The sequence below is a fragment of the Mammaliicoccus fleurettii genome (assembly GCF_002018435.1).
In the GTDB taxonomy this organism is placed as follows: Bacteria; Bacillota; Bacilli; order Staphylococcales; family Staphylococcaceae; genus Mammaliicoccus; species Mammaliicoccus fleurettii.
Map to the genome: position 1 here is coordinate 66,427 of NZ_MWJM01000007.1, position 18,269 is coordinate 84,695.

General features: G+C 32.5%; 12 protein-coding genes. 4 read left to right on the plus strand and 8 right to left on the minus strand.

Annotated elements, in window-relative coordinates; translation table 11 throughout:
• Position 1: 1 nt before the first annotated feature.
• The 4 genes from B2G86_RS07275 to B2G86_RS07290 form a co-directional block, all read right to left on the minus strand.
• Positions 2-1,552, minus strand: a complete 1,551-nt coding sequence (locus B2G86_RS07275; RefSeq protein ID WP_078357468.1) for a type I restriction-modification system subunit M — start codon at positions 1,550-1,552, stop codon at positions 2-4.
• A gap of 4 nt (positions 1,553-1,556) precedes the next feature.
• Positions 1,557-2,045, minus strand: coding sequence for a restriction endonuclease subunit S (locus B2G86_RS07280; protein ID WP_241837737.1), 489 nt, complete (start codon positions 2,043-2,045; stop codon positions 1,557-1,559).
• A 169-nt stretch (positions 2,046-2,214) separates the two neighbouring features.
• The gene (locus B2G86_RS07285) at positions 2,215-5,004 is read right to left on the minus strand and encodes a type I restriction endonuclease subunit R (RefSeq protein ID WP_078357469.1); all 2,790 of its coding nucleotides are present in this window, start codon (positions 5,002-5,004) and stop codon (positions 2,215-2,217) included.
• 460 nt (positions 5,005-5,464) lie between these two features.
• Positions 5,465-7,690 (minus strand): beta-glucosidase, encoded by a 2,226-nt coding sequence (locus B2G86_RS07290; RefSeq protein WP_078357470.1) that lies wholly within the window; start codon positions 7,688-7,690, stop codon positions 5,465-5,467.
• A 140-nt stretch (positions 7,691-7,830) separates the two neighbouring features.
• On the opposite strand from B2G86_RS07290, the gene B2G86_RS07295 reads away from it, so the two are divergent.
• Positions 7,831-9,042 (plus strand): helix-turn-helix domain-containing protein, encoded by a 1,212-nt coding sequence (locus B2G86_RS07295; protein ID WP_078357471.1) that lies wholly within the window; start codon positions 7,831-7,833, stop codon positions 9,040-9,042.
• Positions 9,043-9,338: 296 nt separating this feature from the next.
• Here the strand turns inward: B2G86_RS07295 and B2G86_RS07300 are convergent, their stop codons facing one another.
• The 4 genes from B2G86_RS07300 to B2G86_RS07315 all read right to left on the minus strand — a co-directional run bounded on the left by B2G86_RS07300 (position 9,339) and on the right by B2G86_RS07315 (position 14,543).
• On the minus strand, positions 9,339-9,851 hold the full coding sequence (locus B2G86_RS07300; RefSeq protein ID WP_078357472.1) for a YfiT family bacillithiol transferase: 513 nt from the start codon (positions 9,849-9,851) through the stop codon (positions 9,339-9,341).
• A 459-nt stretch (positions 9,852-10,310) separates the two neighbouring features.
• A complete protein-coding gene (locus tag B2G86_RS07305; protein ID WP_078357473.1) occupies positions 10,311-12,659 on the minus strand; it encodes an immune inhibitor A domain-containing protein in 2,349 nt (782 codons plus the stop codon).
• A 272-nt stretch (positions 12,660-12,931) separates the two neighbouring features.
• Positions 12,932-13,450 (minus strand): transcription repressor NadR, encoded by a 519-nt coding sequence (locus B2G86_RS07310; RefSeq protein ID WP_078357474.1) that lies wholly within the window; start codon positions 13,448-13,450, stop codon positions 12,932-12,934.
• Between the two features lies 1 nt (position 13,451).
• Positions 13,452-14,543: a cysteine desulfurase family protein gene (locus B2G86_RS07315; RefSeq protein WP_078357475.1), complete on the minus strand. Its 1,092-nt coding sequence runs from the start codon at positions 14,541-14,543 to the stop codon at positions 13,452-13,454.
• Between the two features lie 87 nt (positions 14,544-14,630).
• Here B2G86_RS07315 and B2G86_RS07320 point away from each other — a divergent pair, with 87 nt between their 5' ends.
• The 3 genes from B2G86_RS07320 to nadA are packed head-to-tail and all read left to right on the plus strand — an operon-like array spanning position 14,631 to position 18,090.
• Positions 14,631-16,205, plus strand: a complete 1,575-nt coding sequence (locus tag B2G86_RS07320; RefSeq protein ID WP_078357476.1) for an L-aspartate oxidase — start codon at positions 14,631-14,633, stop codon at positions 16,203-16,205.
• A complete protein-coding gene (gene nadC, locus B2G86_RS07325) occupies positions 16,156-16,989 on the plus strand; it encodes a carboxylating nicotinate-nucleotide diphosphorylase (RefSeq protein WP_078357477.1) in 834 nt (277 codons plus the stop codon). Before B2G86_RS07320 ends, nadC begins: the two co-directional genes overlap by 50 nt.
• The gene (gene nadA / locus B2G86_RS07330) at positions 16,990-18,090 is read left to right on the plus strand and encodes a quinolinate synthase NadA (RefSeq protein ID WP_078357478.1); all 1,101 of its coding nucleotides are present in this window, start codon (positions 16,990-16,992) and stop codon (positions 18,088-18,090) included.
• Positions 18,091-18,269 lie beyond the last annotated feature (179 nt).

The window sequence follows — 18,269 nt, forward strand, 5'->3', positions numbered from 1 at the left end:
GTTACAACACTCCTAATTCTTTTAGATATCCATTTATTTCTTGTTCTAACTCTTCTATTTCTGAATCAATATCTTTAATTTCTTTCTGAACCGCTTCTAAATCAACTGGTTCTTCTTCTTCAAATGTATCTACATATCTTGGTATATTTAGGTTATAGTCATTCTCTTTTATTTCTTCTAATGTTGCTGCGTAACTATATTTATCTATGCTTTCTCTATTTTGATATGTTTCTAATATTTTACTAACGTCTTCATCTGTTAAGTGGTTCTGATTTTTTCCTTTTTCAAATGATTGTGATGCATCAATAAATAGTACATCATCCTCTTTTTCTCTACACTTCTTAAATACTAATATACTCGTTGGTATACTTGTTCCAAAGAATAGATTTGATGGTAATCCTATAATTGCATCTAGGTAATTCTTCTCTTCAATTAAATACTTTCTAATGACACCTTCTGCTGCGCCTCTGAATAGTACACCATGTGGTAAGACTACTGCCATTGTTCCATTGTCATCTAAGTGGTAAATCATATGTTGGATAAATGCAAAGTCTGCTTTTGATTTTGGTGCTAATTTACCATAATTGCTGAAACGTTCGTCATCTAAGAATGCTGGATCTGCACTCCATTTTGCACTATACGGTGGATTAGCTACGACCGCTTCAAATTTCTCTTCTATAATTGCTGGATTCTCTAATGTATCTCCATTTTCTATTGAGAAATTATTATAATTCACATCATGTAGTAACATATTCATTCGAGCTAAGTTGAATGTTGTACTGTTATATTCTTGACCATAATAATGTCTCACATTTGCTTCTCTACCTACTCTTAACAATAATGATCCTGATCCACATGTAGGGTCATAAACATTTTTCAAATCTTTCTTATTAGCTGTAACAATTTTAGCTAATATTTTAGATACTTGTTGTGGTGTATAGAATTCTCCAGCTTTTTTACCAGCTGTTGCAGCAAATTGTCCGATTAAATATTCATATGCGTCACCTAACATATCTATTTCTATATCACTATGTACAAATGGTAATGTTGATAAATTAACCATTACTTTAGATATTAATCTTGAACGCGCTTCGTTTGTATTACCTAAACGTGATGAATTTAAATCCATATCATCAAATAGGTGGTCGAAGTCATCTTCACTTTCTTGACCTCTAGTTGAAGTTTCTATTTTACTAATTGCTTTATGTAAATCTTGTACTTCGAAATCTTGTTTTTCTATTCTCTTAATTAATGAGCTAAATAAATCTTGAGGTTCTATAACGTAACCTATTCTTTCAAGTAACTCAGCTTCTAATCCTTCTTTATAGTCTTCAATTTCCCATGCTTTTTCATAAGTCATACCTTCATCTTCACTAAGCAATAGTTCAACTTGTACTTCTGTCTTTTCTGATAAATAACGATAGAAGATTAAACCTAAAATGTAATTTCTAAATTCACTTGCATCCATGTTTCCTCTTAAATCATTTGCAATACTCCATAATTTTTTCTGTAATTCTGCTTGTTGCTGACGTTGTTTTTCTGTAATTGACATAATCTTATTCCTCCTCGAATAGTTGTGCTGTTAAATAAGCATCCATAAGACTTTCTCTTTTTTCTTTTAAATATTTTAATTTTTTTCTTTTATAAGCTAAATCTCCAACTAATTGCTGTCTTTCTATAGATGGTAGAGATATTTCCATATCTTGCAGCTGTTTATGTGTTATTTTTTTAATCATGCTTCCACCTTGTTTAAACAAGTTTAATTGTTTTAAAGCTTTAGGTGAATGATTAAACCAATATACTAAGTAACGTGGATAGACTTTTTTACTATCTACTTCAATATGAGTGTAGTTATACGGCAATATTGAACCTGAATATTTGCTACCTACTAGAACACATTCTCCAGTAATCATGTTAAACACAATTTGGTCTTCGTATATACATTTGGCGTTATGATCTTCTTTAAGCGTAAGAAATTTTGGTTCGGGAACATCATATTTATATCTTCCTAAATCATAATCCATTGTGTTCTGATCATAAATCATAAGGTGCTTACCTTCATTACTTTCAGAAGGCTTCAACCGATTTATAATGGAACCACTATGATACTTTATTAAAGGTTTAATGGCACTCAACTCCTTGAAGTTTTGTTCTACTACAATAATATAGCACATAAAATAACTGTAGTAAAGTTAAACTACAGTTATTTTGAAGCTATTCAGTATTCCCATATTTTTTTACAGTTTCAATAACAAAGCTTTTAATTTTATTTGCATTGTTTCTTCTTACTAGGAATCCACCATCTAATCCTTTATCAATTGTGTTCTTATTAATATTTCCACTAAATTCATATTCATCAATAATATTTTCTAGTAAATCTGTTGGATAAGATTTATTTTTAGCAAATTCATCAATTTCACTGTGTTTAGCATTTTCTTCATATTTATAATATGCTTCATTAATATCAGTATCTTCATTTAAAGTTGGGATAACTTTATCTAAGAACTGACGAATTAAATCTGCTTTAAGACGTAATTGTTCATCGTCTGCTTTATCTAATAATGAATGAATTTGTTTTCTATTTTTATCTCGCTCTGTTTTATCTTTCAAATCAATTTGACCGATTAAGTTCATAATATATTGAACATTAATAATATCATTTCTTAGAATTTCTACATTAAAGTCGATGTCATCTAATATTGAGACTTCTTCTTCAGGATCTTTTTGTTGTTTAATCACTTTATCGTATAAGTTTAAATACTTACCTTTATAATCTTCAAATGTTTGTTCAGAAATACCTAGATGTTCTTGTGTAAATTCAAATTCTTCAAACGTTTTAAGTCTAACAAGTGTGCTAGCAAGTTCTCTAAATGAAAGTACAAATTCTTTTTGATCATCTTCACGTTCAAGTTTATCAACATCTTCTGGTGTTATAGCTATATTAAATAATTGTTTCAAGACATCTTTAAATGCATTTAAATACTCGTCGTATGAACCACTTAATACTGTATCTGTATTATCAGTTTGAGAGAATATTTCAATAGCTTCATCAGTTGCTTGTTTTAAATCTCTATAACACACTATATTGCCATAAGGTTTAGTTTCTTTTTCAATTCTATTTGTTCTTGAGTATGCTTGGATTAAATCATGATGTTTTAAATTCTTATCTACATATAATGTATTTAACTTCTTACTATCAAAGCCAGTTAAGAACATGTTTACAACGATAAGAATATCAATCTTTTCACCAGGCACTACCTTTTTCATTTTTTTAGAGACATCTGAGAAGAATCCATCAAAATAATCTGTAGAATGATTTGTTCGGAATGTATCATTGAAATCTGACATTACATGATCTAACTCAGCTCTAGAATAGACAAAGTCTTCATCCTCATTTGAATCTTCATTAGGTATAAACGAGAATATTGTTGTGACATTTAGATTATGTTTTCCATCTTCTTTAGCTTTTTTAAACGCTTTATAATATGCAATGGCCATTGGTATGCTCTGCACTGTCAACATAGATGTATAGTCACCATTTCTGGTTTTTTTATTATAATTTTCTATTATATGATCAGTGATACCTTCTATTCTTTTATCCGCCATCCATACTTCTTTTGTATTAATTTTGTTGACATATTCCTCAGGTAAATCTTTTTTAGGATCAAACGTTTTCGCATAATCAACAGAGAAGCCAAGTACATTGCCATCTCTAATGGCATCTTTAATTAAATAATGATGTAAACATTTGTCGAATATATCAGCCGTAGCACGACCGTCTTGACTTTTATTTACTTCAAACCTTGGCGTACCTGTAAAACCAAAATATTGCGCATTCTTAAAGTGTTGCTTAATTAATTTGTGCATTTCACCAAACTGCGTTCTATGACATTCGTCTATAATAAAGATTACTTTATCTTTTTCATATCTATCCATTACAGGATTATCAGATTTAATTGCATGTGACATTTTTTGTATCGTTGTAACAAGCAAAGGTAAAGTAGGATCTCCAAGTTGTTTTAAAAGCTTTTTCGTATTATCAGTTAAATCAACAGAGTCTTGTTGAAACTTATTAAATTCAGCTAATGTTTGACTATCTAAGTCTTTACGGTCAACTAAGAATATGACTTTCTCAATACCTTTTTGCTGTGATAAAATTTGACTCGCTTTAAATGAAGTTAATGTCTTACCACTCCCAGTTGTATGCCAAATATAACCATTATTATTCGTTTCTAAAGCACGGTCAATAAGCTTTTCTACAGCATATTCTTGGTAAGGACGTAGTGCCATCAAGGCTTTATCAGTTTCATTAACGACCATATAACGACTAATCATTTTTGCTAAATGACAAGGTTCTAAGAAACTGTCAATAAAGCTCTTTAAATGATTAATACGTTCATTCTTTTCATCACTCCAATAGAACATATGACTCTTCAAAATCGTTAAATCACTATTCGCATAATAACGTGTTTCCATCTTATTACTAATCACAAATAACTGAATATATCTAAATAACCCAGTATAATTCTGTTTACGATATCGTTCTACTTGATTAAACGCTTCAGAAATTGCTACGCCACTACGCTTTAACTCAATTTGAACTAAAGGTAATCCATTTATCAAGATCGTAACATCATACCTACTCTTATATGTATCTTTCACACTAACTTGATTTGTTACTTGGAATTTATTTTGACACCAATTATCCTTATCAAGAAACTCCAAATAAACAACTGATTCATCATCACGTTTTAACACATACTTATCACGTAAAATAACCGCACTATCAAAAACAGACTTACCATTAATATCTGTAATTAATCTATCAAATTCAGAATCCGTTAATGGTTTATTTTTAAGCTCATCCATGTGACGATTATTGAGTATATTTCTAAAGTTACTAATAAGTTCATCATGCAAATGAATATTCACACGCTCATAGCCAATATTACTTAATTGATCTAACACATCATTCTCTAAAGAATACTCACTTTGATATCCCATTTATTCCCCTCCGTTAATTGCCTAAAGTTATTTATTACAATATGTAAATATTTTTTCCAAGTTAACATTAAGTATTGTTCTCGTTAATATATAGCATAATTTCCATAGAAATAACTTAATACTATATTATTTTAGTATTCAACTTTATACACTTTGATTTTACCATAATGTAATTTATTTTTTTCAAAATTTTATAAATATTTAACTCTTATCCAAATACACAAACCATAAATTCTCATACTATTATATTAGTAAACAAAGTGTCCGTGAGATAATATCTTAGAAAATTAAAAAGAGCAGAAATTCTTTGGTAAAACTGAATTCCTGCTCTTATTTCTTATATAAATCATTCACACTTCTTCTGATTTGTGTAAATATGACTATCCTTACTTACTCTTCTCTCGACTTGTGTGAATATAGCTACCCTTGCTTACACTTCTCTCGACTTGTGTTAATATGACTACGCTTGTTTACTCAACTCTTCATTTGCTGCATCTATAAAGTCGCGAACTATTTTGATGTCTATGTTAACCATGATAAGTGAGCGTAATGGCACGTTCTCAAATATTGAGGTTAGTTCTGGGTTCTCTATTACGGCATCTATTATTTTATCTAAATTGTATTGTTCTAGTGACTGCTTGAATGCTTCTTTTCTTGTTACGATTTCTGATAGGTATGTGTCTTCGTGTATCTGATTTGATGTTGTTTGGTTTGTTATATTTAGTGTGATTGGTTGTTCTAATCGTATGTCTTCTACTGAAGATCCTGCATAAATTATATATTCTCCGTCGTCTATTTGCCATTGTCCTCTGTTTTCATTGTACCAACGCATTGCTTTATGTGGTATTTCAAAGTTGATTGTTTTTGTTTCATTCACTTCTAAAGCGACGCGTTCGAATTCTCTAAGTTCTTTGAATGGCATATCGATATCACTTGTACGATTTCCTATATAAATTTGTACAACTTCTTCTCCAAATATGTTCCCTGTATTTTTAATATCTAGACTAACCTTTAGACTACTCTCTTGATTCGTTATTTGCATATTACTGTAATCAAATGTTGTATAACTTAAACCGTGACCGAATGGAAATTGTGTTTCAATATTTTTTGTATCGTAATATCTATAGCCTACGTATATACCTTCTCTATAATTTTCATCTGCTTTACTTTGATTAAATGTTAAGTAGGAAGGGACGTCTTCAATCCGTTGTGGTACTGTTTCTGCTAATTTACCTGCTGGATTCTGTTTACCAGTTAATATATCGTAAATTGCTTCTCCTACCGCTTCTCCTGGTAAATATGTTTCAACGATAGATTTCACTTTATCCGCCCATGGCATAAGTACTGTTCCACCATTTTGTAAGACTATCGTTACGTTTTCGTTTTCTTTTGTTACTGCATCTATTAAAGCTAATTGATTGTCTGGTAATGATAAAGAGTCTTTATCTAGTCCTTCTGTTTCATAACTTTCAGGATACCCTAAGAATAATACTACTTGATCATTTTGTTGTGCTACTTTTACTGCTTGTTGTTGAAGTTGTTGATCTACTTCATGATTATTTATATTGTAACCTTGTGCATATACATATTGTTGATTTTTAAATGCTCCTAATGGTGTTACGACATGATATGGATTTACTTTAGACGAACCGCCACCTTGGTATCTTGGATTTTCTGCAAGTTCACCAATTAATCCTAATGATGAAGGTTTCAAAGGTAGATTTTCGTTTTCATTTTTTAATAGAACAATACTTTTCCGTGCAAGTTCTCTTGCGAAATCGTGGTAAGTTTCTTTGTCATAAGACTGTACTTCTTCTTTAATTTGATAGTCTTTCATTAAAGTTAAAACACGATCCACTGAAACATCTAAAATATGCTCGTCTAATTGACCATTTTTTATAGCATCTTTCACTTCAGTTAACGTAGCTTCACCTTTACCTGGCATTTCTAAATTTAGACCTGCCTTCAATGACTGTGCACGACGTTTAACTGCTGACCAATCAGATACGACTACACCTTGATATCCCCATTCATTTCTTAATAAATCTGTAAGCAACCATTTGTTCTCTGAAACAGGAACTTGATTCAAAAAGTTATAAGAACTCATTATTGTTGCAGGTTCTGCTTCTTTTACGATTGTTTCAAATGCACTAAGATAAATTTCTCTTAATGTTCGTTCGTCAATGTTAGATGAATTTGTAAAACGTTGATTCTCTCTATTATTAGTCGCAAAATGTTTAACACTTGCACCGACACCTTGAGATTGTAAACCTTTAATATATGCTGTACCAAGTTTACCTGATACAAATGGATCTTCAGACATATATTCAAAATTTCTACCTGCTAGAGGATTTCTCTTAATGTTAATCCCTGGTCCTAACAATACTTTCACTTTTTCACTTTTAGCGATTTGTCCTAAATATTCCCCGTATTGACGTAACAAATCTTTATCAAACGAACATGCAATTAATGCTAAACTTGGGAAACTAATTGTTTCAATACTTTGATTCAAACCTAAAGCATCAATATCCTCTTCTTGTTTCCTTACTCCAGAAGGTCCATCAGTAAGTAATAGTGACTTTAATCCTTCATTTTTCAATTCTTTTGTATACCAAAAATCTTGTCCCGTTACAATTTTGATCTTGTCATCTAATGATAAGTTTTTAATGATTTCACTATTTTTCATAGATACCACTACCTTTATATTGTTATAAATATCTGTAAAGATGAATGCTCTTTATATTCAAACTATAATATAGGACAATGATATTTAATTGTATTTATTCTAGAAAAATAGTATATTCTCTATAAATAAGGAGTGATTTTATGGATCATACTATAAATGATGAATTAGATTATATATGTAAACTGACACAAACTAATACGGGTATGAATATTTTCATCAAAACTTCAAACAACCTGATTAAAGAATATAAATTTCCTTATTTAGAAAACCCCTTTTTCTCTTCAGAAGACTTATGCGAACAACTTTTTACCGAAAATGAAGCAACTGCTGAAATACCGTTCATAAAATCACTCAATAACATAGAGTATTATTCATGTATAAGAACAGCAAAGTTCGACTTTATCATGGGTCCATGTGTATTAGAAGAAGTGTCTAATAATCTCTTTTACGATTATATTAAACGCCATAACGTACCACTTTATTTAAAGAAAAGTTTACAAACTTATTTAAACTCGGTTCCACATTATAAAAAAGCTAATCTCATTAACATGAGTCAACTTGTATACTTTCTATTATTTAGAAAACAAATTAAAGCGTCAGATATCGAAGACCATTCTCAAAACATAACTAATGCAGAAGAAAATATCGATTTTGAACTTTCAATTAAACGTGTAAAAGAACAATTACATCATGATATTTTATTAGAAAATAATTTTAATAAGTATATAAAAAATGGTGATGTAGAACATATAAAAAGTGCATTTAGAAATACACTGTATATAGATAAAGTTGGCGTAGTGACTCCAGACAATCTTATTCGAAATGATAAGAATTTAGCAATTGCAGCAGTAACAATTGCAACTAGAGCAGCTATAGAAGGCGGCTTACACTATGAAGTCGCATATTCACTAAGCGATATCCTTATTCAAAAAATAGAAACAGAACAAGAATTTGTACTCGTAAAAACAGTTGAACGAATCTTTATAGAATTTGCCACTAAAGTAAAGAACTTAAATACAACTAAATATTCACAACCCATACACCAAGTTCAACAATATATTTATAACCACTTATACCAACCATTAACATTAGACAAGTTGGCAGCACAAGTACATATAAGTTCAAAATACTTATCCCATCTATTTAAAGAAGAAGTAGGCGTAACTTTAAGCACCTATATAACAGAGAAAAAACTAGAAGAAGCTAAAATATGGTTAGATAACTCAAACCTATCCATTTCCGAAATCGCACATCAACTCAGCTTTTCAGATCAAAGCCACTTCATAAAAGTATTCAAACGCAATAACGGAATAACCCCAAAGCAATATCGAGTTAGTAAAGTAGAGAAATAAGAAGGAGGTCTAGTTGGTGCTGAGAAGAGATGCGTTATAAGCAGTTCCCAGCGAAATTGCTGATAAGAGGTGCAGTATAAGCAGTTCTCAGCGAAATTGCTGATAAGAGGTGCAGTATCAGCAGTTCCTAGCGATATTGCTGGTAAGAGGTACAGTATAAGCAGTTCTCAGCGAAATTGCTGATAAGAAGTACAGTATAAGCAGTTACCAGCGAAATTGCTGATAAGAAAAGCCATAAAAATTGACCTGATAACAAAAATAGAAGCTGAGACATAAATTTGTCCCAGCTTCTTAATTTATTTCGACAACGCTAATTTTATATGTGCAAGATGATGTTCTTCATGAAATGATAATTTAGCGATTTTATATGCTACTGTTGTTTCTCCGGTATCTTCGTGTAAGAATGCTCGATATAGTTGATCTTCTGTTAATTTACGACCAACTGCTACGATACGTTCGTTCATACCTTCTAACATTCTAAGTGAACATTCTATCGGTAAATCATTATCCGGTAATTTAATCCATTCTTCTTGGTCAAAAGCTACTATTGTCGGTATTCTATCATCTGTTAAAGCTATTTTTAATCGTTGATACATATTGAGTTGAGAGTCAGCTATGTGATGGACCAATTGTCTTACTGTCCAACTGCCTTCTCGATATGTCTTATTTAACTCTTCACTATCTAATCCATCTACAACTTTTCTTAACCGATTAGAGTAATTTTCAATTTCATCTAACCATTGCTGTATATGGTCCATTGTTACTTTTTCAGGTAATTCCAATTCTCCAATAGGAAATCTTGCATCCATGTTAATCACCTTTTTTAGTTATTTTAAATTCATCTTCATTATATGACATATTCTCTATTTCTTGAAATCTAAACATAGAAGCGACTAAGTGGCTGGGCAAATTTGTCCCAGAAAATCAAAAATTATTCTCTATTTCTTTTATCTTGTGTGAATATGGCTATCCTTGCTTACACTTCCCTCTACTTGTGTGAATATGGCTATTCTTGCTTACACTTCTTTGAACTTGTGTGAACATGGCTATCCTTGCTTACACTTCTTTGAACTTGTGTGAATATAGCTACCCTTACTTACACTTTCCTCTACTTGTGTGAACATGGCTATCCTTGCTTACACTTCTTTGAACTTGTGTGAATATAGCTACCCTTGCTCACACTTCCCTCTACTTGTGTGAATATGGCTATCCTATGAATAAGAGGCTGAGACAAATTTGTCTCAGCCTCTCCTAGTCTTCTTAATTTATTATTTTGTAATTTTAACTTTGCCGACTGTATTATCTTTACTTTTTGCTGTTACTTCAAATTTCAGACCGTGATTTGGTAATAATACGCCTGCATCTTTTTGTCCTTTGTTTGAGTAATCTTTGCTGTCGTCGAACAGTGGGTTTTTCTTAATTTTATTATCATGTAATTTATAACCTTCTGCATTTTTAAGTTTCATTTGAGGCTGATGGTCTAAACTGAATGCTGCATCTCTTATTTGGAATTGTGTTGTTGCAGGATCATCTGCTACACCTTTTTTCTCCCAGTTTAATGCATTTTGATCTGCATCAACAATACTAATGAAACCTTGTCCTGGATGGTTACTTACATTGTTATCAGAGAAACTCTTGTCTACATACCAAACTGTCAAACCTTTGTTATAAGACATTGTTCCGCCACCGCGTTTAATGTTTTGTAAGCCTTTATCTGGACCTGTGAAGTTTCTCCATTGTAATAAGTAATAGTTCTCGTCATATCTATTACCATCACTTTGTTCAAAGCCTTGTAATTCAAATTTAGAATCCGCTTCTGCATCATCACTTAAAATTTCTTTACCGTCATTTGATGATACTTTGATTTGGTCGATAAACCAACCAGGATTAGATTCATATTTATCAGTTACATATAAGAATCTTAGTTTTACTTTTTTACCATCGTATTTAGATAAATCGAATTTCGCATCAACATAGCCGTTAGACTTACCGTCTATACCATTACCTTGGTTTTGTCCACTTCCTGCTGGGTCATCGTTATTTGTGATACTTCCTTTAACGTTTTCCCAATTTTCACCGTCATCTGTAGATACTTGTACGTATCCGTAATCAAATCCTTGTTCGATGTCATACCAAGTTTTGAAATTTAATTCACTCGTCTTAGCTGATGTTAAATCTAAAGAAGAAGTCATAGAGTATTGAGAATCATCATCCGCTCCACTCCAGTAAGCCTTCTTACCTTGTGCTGGTTTTTGTATTAATGTAGATTTTTCAGGTAAATTAACTTTTAGAGCATCACTGTTTGTACCTTTAGTTGTTGCTTCATCAATTAATTCAGAAGTTTCGCCATTAAATTCAGTTGCATCAAGCTCATTACCTGTTTGCCAGTTACCACCATGTTGTTGTTGAAGCATTTCTTTCATGTATGGATCAAATCCAGTTGGTTCAGTACCTGGAATTGCACCTGCCCAACTTCCTGAAGACATAATTGACCAGAATGATACCGGTTCGCCTTTACCTGAATATTCCGTGTCGTACTCATCTGGTAAACCTAAATCATGTCCGTATTCATGTGAGAACACGCCTGCAGCACCATCTTCTGGTTGAACAGTATAATCAATAGCTGCTAATTTACCATCGAATTGGTCAAGACCTGAATCTGTACCAGGAATTGTGTAGGGTTCTCCTTGCTCATCGAAATCAAGAGACCATCTATGAGACCAAATTGCATCAGTACCTAATTTACCGCCGCCTGCTTCTTCACCTGGACCAGAATGTACAATCATAATGTGGTCAACGATACCATCTTTTTCATCATAAACACCGTCACCATCTATATCATCACGATCCCATTGATCATAGTCACTTAAATTAATGGTTGAATCTTTAGCAGCTTGTTCCAAAGCTTCTTTAATTAATTCTTTCGGCTTACCATCACTACCGCTATCATCTGGAACGTTACCACCATAATAACTTGCATCATGTTTTGCTTTATACCAACCATGTACTTGGCCGTCTACATCATAACTGCCACCAGATTGATTTTTATAATATTGTTTCATACTCATTAAGTTCTCATCGTTTGGACCTTTATAACCATTTTCTCCAAACACCATATCTTGAAAATGAGAAATCGGGTATTCGTCATAATACATATCCGTTTCGTCTTTCGTAATCGAACTGTTTGGATAGTCTGGAAATTCCATAGCAAGAACTAGTACTTTATCTTTACGCACTTTGCCATTATATTTTTCTTCTTGAACTTTATCTACACGCTTACCGTTATTTTGTTTCTTATACATTTCTTTTTTATTTTTTTCTAATTTACCAAGACGCTTACCATTATTCCCCTTGTTATATCGCTTATCAAAAAGGCCTTTATTAGGTATGTATTTTTGACGATATTGTTCACCTTTGTGATCCATATATTGCTTTAATTTTTCATCCTTTTGTTCAGGTGTATTCGAAGATTCAATCACACCTTCTTTTTCCAACGTTTCAAGCAAACGATCTTCATTAGGCGCGACATTATTTGCAGATGCTTGAGAAGCAAAAGCAGGTAATGCAATCAGAGCACTCAACGAAGCAATTGATAATTTCTTTAAAAATAAACTCACTTTAGAAAATCCCCCTTTTTATCTAATATAAATATATTATATACAATTATCCATAAAATAGTAGAAAGAATTCAAAAAATTCTAAATTTTATTATTTAGTATATCAAAATAATACACCCCCTATTAATTCGATAAGCCGAATAATATGGGGGTGCTAAGTTTAGAAATGTTGTGAACAGGAGGTGGGGGTGAGTAAATCGCAAGATATCTCTGGAGTCTTCGTGCGTTTTTACCAGATTTTACCTGAATCGCACGAAGTCTTTCTCACATCGTTATTCTACTATATACTGATGTTGCTTTAAGTCTCTTACAGCATTGTCTAATATTTTTTCTGTATGTGCTGAGATTGTATGTAAATGCAGATTATCTGTAAGGTGCGCTAACATTTGTCCTTCGAATTTCTCCATTTCACTTATAAATTTATCTAAGTCTTCTTGGGTTTCAATCATGAGGTCTGCTTTTATACTTCCATAAACTGGATGATCGATTGCGACATCATTTATCATTGCGCCATTGTCTATAATGATTTGCAGTTCTTCTTCCATTTGCTCGTTATCATGTTGGCAAACGATTACGCGTTTATATGCTTTTCCTTGTGGTTCATTATTGATAACATAACCTCTGCTAGTAGAAGTTATCATGTGATTTTGTGATTTGAGTATAGATATATCTTTCACAATAATTTGTCTTGATACATCAAATTGTTGGCTAAGTTGCTTCCCACTAATTGGTTTATTTGATGTCTCAAGTAATTCCAGAATTTGTTCTCTTCGTTTAAAAGGGTTATTCATTTCACTGATCTCCTCTTACAATTGTTTTTAAGTGATCAAAACATTTATCAATATCTTCTTTTGTCGTAAATTTACTAATGGATAAACGTATATATTGATCGTATGTTTTTTTGGGTATTGAGTCTATTTTAACTTGTAAACCTCTACTTAACAATGCACCATGACCGCAAGCTGTTCCTGTAGATATACATATATTTCTATTTGATAGATATTGCATTATATATTGTCCTTCATATTTTGGAGACAACAATGCAACTATATGTGGTGCACACTCTCTGTAAACTATTTGTGTAAACTCTAACTCTGTCGATTTCTTTATCATATATTGCTGCATAGATTTCATATGTTGTATGTTACTTGATAAAGATAATGCTTTTGTCATTGCTATAATACTTGGTGAATCTATTGTACCATTTTGTGTATACATTTCATGAAAGTAATATTCATTTAATGGCTTCACATATTCATGATTCATTAATAATCCACCTGAACCTTTAGTTCCATGAAACTTATGTCCCGAAAATGCATATGAACTAAATGATTGTACATCGGCAGTTTCTATTTTATGTACAGCTTGCACACCATCAACATGTATTGGAACATTATGATGTCTTGCGATCTCACTTAATGCCCCTACTGGCAATATGTAACCAGTCTCTGAATTCACATGTTGAGCTATGATTAGAAGGACTTCATCTGACATCATTTCTTTAGTTTTTTCTAAATCAACCTCCCCCGTACCCTCTAAAGGTAAGTCTAAAATTTCGAATTCTGTTTTGAAATTTTCCAACGCTGCATGTACTGAAGGATGTTCATATGGAGATACAAGTATCGTCCCTCCATTTTGTCCTTTTAAATAACTATGTATCGCAATTTCATTTGCATGTGAACCACTTCTCGTAAAAATAACTTCTTTGTTTGTTGAAAAGTGTTGCTTAATATAGTGTTTACATTCATCCAACAGTTGTCTTGTATGCAGACCTCCGATATGTAAACTTTCACTATTATAATATGCTTCTCTTTGTGTATCTTGATAAACATCTAGTACTTCACTATCAACCATCGTAGTTGATGCGTTATCTAAATAAATCATTTATAATCCCCCACTTGTTATTTATCTTTTAGTGTGTCAATATATTGTATATAAAATGATAACATATATGTAAAGTAAGGTGTAAACTTGAAAAAAGTTATAATTATTGGTTCTGGAATTGCTGCATTGTCTGCTATTCGCTCACTTAATGAACATACCGAGATTTATTGCATTACGAAAGATAAATTGAATACTCATAACAGTTCACTCGCACAAGGTGGTATTTGCTTTTCTAAATTTGAGGATGATGATGGACTTTCTCATATACAAGATACTTATAAAGCTGGTAATAAGCTCGGCGATATGACTGTTATTGAACCGCTCATCCAACATAGTCATGAGATTATCCAGCAGATGATAGAAGAAGGTTTAACCTTTGATAAACAAGTCGATAAACATAATTTAGACTTTGCAATGGAAGGCGCTCATTCTAAGCCACGTATTCTGCATATAGGCGGTGATCAAACTGGCGCATACATCACAAAATATTTAATCGATCAGTTATCATCAAAAGACTTAACGATTTATGAAGAAACTGAAGTTGTTGATTTATTAAGAGACGATTCAAACGAAATATGTGGTGTTCTTGCCCTCGATAAACATGGAAATAAGACAGAATTTTTAGCGCATGATGTCATTTTAGCAACAGGTGGTTATAGTAATCTCTACCCAACTAACTCAAATGCATCAACAACGATAAGTTCAGGTCATATTATTGCTTATCACCATCAACTTCCGTTACGACATATGGAAATGATTCAATTTCATCCAACTTTACTAGGGACTAGAAACGATACATACGGTCTCGTTTCAGAAGCTGTGAGAGGTCATGGAGGCTTTTTAGTGAACGATTTTGGAGAGGCATTTATGAAAAATATTCATCCTTTAGGTAGTCTAGCACCTCGAGATGTTACGAGTAGAGCCATTTTCCAACAACAAACAGAAGGTCATCAATGTTTTATTAACATAGAGCATATCGAGCATTTCTCTACACGATTTCCAACAATATACCAAAATGTCATGAGCCATTTTCCAAATGAATATCACAATCATCTTATACCTGTTACACCTGGTGCACATTACACAATGGGTGGCGTAGAAACTGATATTTATGGAAGAACGGATGAGCAACATTTTTATGTAATTGGTGAGGCAAGTAACACAAACTTCCATGGTGCAAATCGTTTAGCAAGCAACTCCCTTTTAGAAGGACTTGTTATGGGACACCTTTGTAGTCAAGCTATTAACCAATCTTCCATTAGAGATATTCATATGACTAATTCACAATCTTTGAGCATACCTAAAATGAATACTCATGAAGTTGAAAGAATGCGACAGTTAAGCTTTGAAATACTAGGCATTGAACGAAATGGTCATGATATGACGCAATATTTAAGTGACTTACAGCTATGTTTAAAAAATTCTACAGTTACAACTCAATGGTCAAAAGATGATTGGCAAAGATATGTTGCCATTAAGACGTTAGAGATGGTTTGTCTATCTGCTTTAAATCGCACTGAATCAAGAGGTGTTCACTTTAGAACGGATTACCCAAATGTACAACAAACATTACAACATACAGATATAGAAATTTTAATGGAGGATATATTTCATGCTAAACAAGTTGCACGTACAAGAAAAACTCAAACAATTTTACCTTGAAGATAATCATTATGGTGATTTATCGTCGAGCATTTTTGATATAAATCAACAAGGAACATTAACGCTATTAAGTAAAGATGAAGGTATTTTTTGTGGAGAAATCATTCTTCAAGAAAGTTTCAAAATCATCGAAAGTGATATTCAAACTGATATTGCAGTTAAAGATGGAGATTCAGTTAAAAAAGGACAAGTACTTGCAGTGGTTAAAGGAAGTGTTACTACTTTACTCACTATGGAACGCATCACTTTAAATTTAATTCAACGTATGTCAGGTATCGCCACGTCTACCCATCAAATCGTTCAAAAAGTACAACATACTAACGTTAAAATTGTTGATACGAGAAAGACGACGCCTGGATTAGGTATGTTTGAAAAGCACGCTGTTCATGTAGGTGGAGGTTACAATCACCGTCGAACATTAAATGACGGATTAATGTTGAAAGACAATCATATTAGCTTTAGCAAATCAATTGATGATCTAGTATCAAAAGCTAAAAGACATATCGGACCCATGGATAAAATTGAAATCGAAATAGAAGATGAGCAAACATTGACTGACGCTGTTCAAGCAGATGTAAATATTATGATGTTCGATAATTGTACACCTGAATGGATTAAAGAACATATCGTTAAAGTACCGAGTCATATTCAAACAGAAGCTTCAGGAAATATTAACATAAACAATGTCGTTCAATATGCAGAAACAGGTGTTGATTACATTTCTATCGGTTCATTATTTTATGATCAACATGCATTAGATATCTCAGCAAAGGTGGTTATTTAAATGTTCAATCCTACAATAGAAAAAGCACAATCTATACCTGAAAAATACTTAAATATGACAACAGAACAACTAGAAAATAAAATTACAACCATTAAAGAAGCGCTTGGAGAGCGACTATTTATGCCGACACATCATTATCAAAAAGATGAAGTAGCACAATTCGCTGATATAATGGGAGATTCTCTTGAATTAGCACGAATTTGTAAAGAAAATACTCAAGCTCAATACTTTGTTTTTAATGGTGTGCATTTTATGGCAGAAACTGCTGATATCCTTACGAACGACAATCAAAACATCTATTTACCCGATTTATCAGCAGGTTGCTCTATGGCAGATATGGCAAATATTGATCAAGCGTTACACGGATATGATGTCTTAACGAATCGATTAGGCGATAACATACTTCCGCTTACTTACGTAAACTCAACAGCAGCTATTAAAAAATTCGTCGGCGAAAATGGCGGTTCTTGTGTCACAAGTGGGAATGCAGATAGTGTGATTCAATGGGCACTAGATCAAGACAAACGCATACTGTTTCTGCCCGACCAACACTTAGGGCGCAATACCGCCTTTAAATTAGGTATTAAACTAGAAGAAATGGCCGTATGGAATCCTATTCAAAAAACATTAGAATTTGACGGAAATGATGAAGATATTAGAATTATTTTGTGGAAAGGACACTGTTCCGTTCATGAAAAGTTCTATCCAATTCATATAAAACAAGCACGTAAAAAAGACCCTAACGTCAATGTCATCGTCCATCCTGAATGTCAATTTGACATCGTACAAATGGCAGACTACGCGGGGTCTACAAAATATATTATAGATATGATAAAAAACGCACCAAAAGGCTCACATTGGGTGATTGGGACAGAGATGAATCTCGTTAATCGATTAAAAACAACATACACAGATGTTACTATAGAATCACTCAATCCACTTATGTGTTCATGTCTCACAATGAACAGAATAGACTTACCACATTTAGCATGGTGTCTAGATAAAATTCAAGACGGACATAAAGAGAACATCATCAAAGTAGATAAAGAAACTGCATATTATGCCAAGCAATCATTAGAACGCATGTTGAGTATCGTATAAACTATCCTATGACTAAGAGGTGCAGCAAAATGGAGACAGAGACAATTAATTTGTCCCTGCCTCTAATTTGCTTTTTTATTGTGGATGATTTATATAGCGCTAATGTGCTTGTTTTAGGAGTCTTGCTCGTTAGAATTTCTAACTCCACTCTATAACTTTATAATTTCACCATGCTTTCC

Coding starts and splice junctions, on each gene's coding strand:
- B2G86_RS07275 (WP_078357468.1), bottom strand. CDS start 1,552: ATGTCAATTACAGAAAAACAACGTCAGCAACAAGCAGAATTACAGAAA.
- B2G86_RS07280 (WP_241837737.1), bottom strand. CDS start 2,045: ATGATTTATGATCAGAACACAATGGATTATGATTTAGGAAGATATAAA.
- B2G86_RS07285 (WP_078357469.1), bottom strand. CDS start 5,004: ATGGGATATCAAAGTGAGTATTCTTTAGAGAATGATGTGTTAGATCAA.
- B2G86_RS07290 (WP_078357470.1), bottom strand. CDS start 7,690: ATGAAAAATAGTGAAATCATTAAAAACTTATCATTAGATGACAAGATC.
- B2G86_RS07295 (WP_078357471.1), top strand. CDS start 7,831: ATGGATCATACTATAAATGATGAATTAGATTATATATGTAAACTGACA.
- B2G86_RS07300 (WP_078357472.1), bottom strand. CDS start 9,851: ATGGATGCAAGATTTCCTATTGGAGAATTGGAATTACCTGAAAAAGTA.
- B2G86_RS07310 (WP_078357474.1), bottom strand. CDS start 13,450: ATGAATAACCCTTTTAAACGAAGAGAACAAATTCTGGAATTACTTGAG.
- B2G86_RS07315 (WP_078357475.1), bottom strand. CDS start 14,543: ATGATTTATTTAGATAACGCATCAACTACGATGGTTGATAGTGAAGTA.
- nadC (WP_078357477.1), top strand. CDS start 16,156: ATGCTAAACAAGTTGCACGTACAAGAAAAACTCAAACAATTTTACCTT.
- nadA (WP_078357478.1), top strand. CDS start 16,990: ATGTTCAATCCTACAATAGAAAAAGCACAATCTATACCTGAAAAATAC.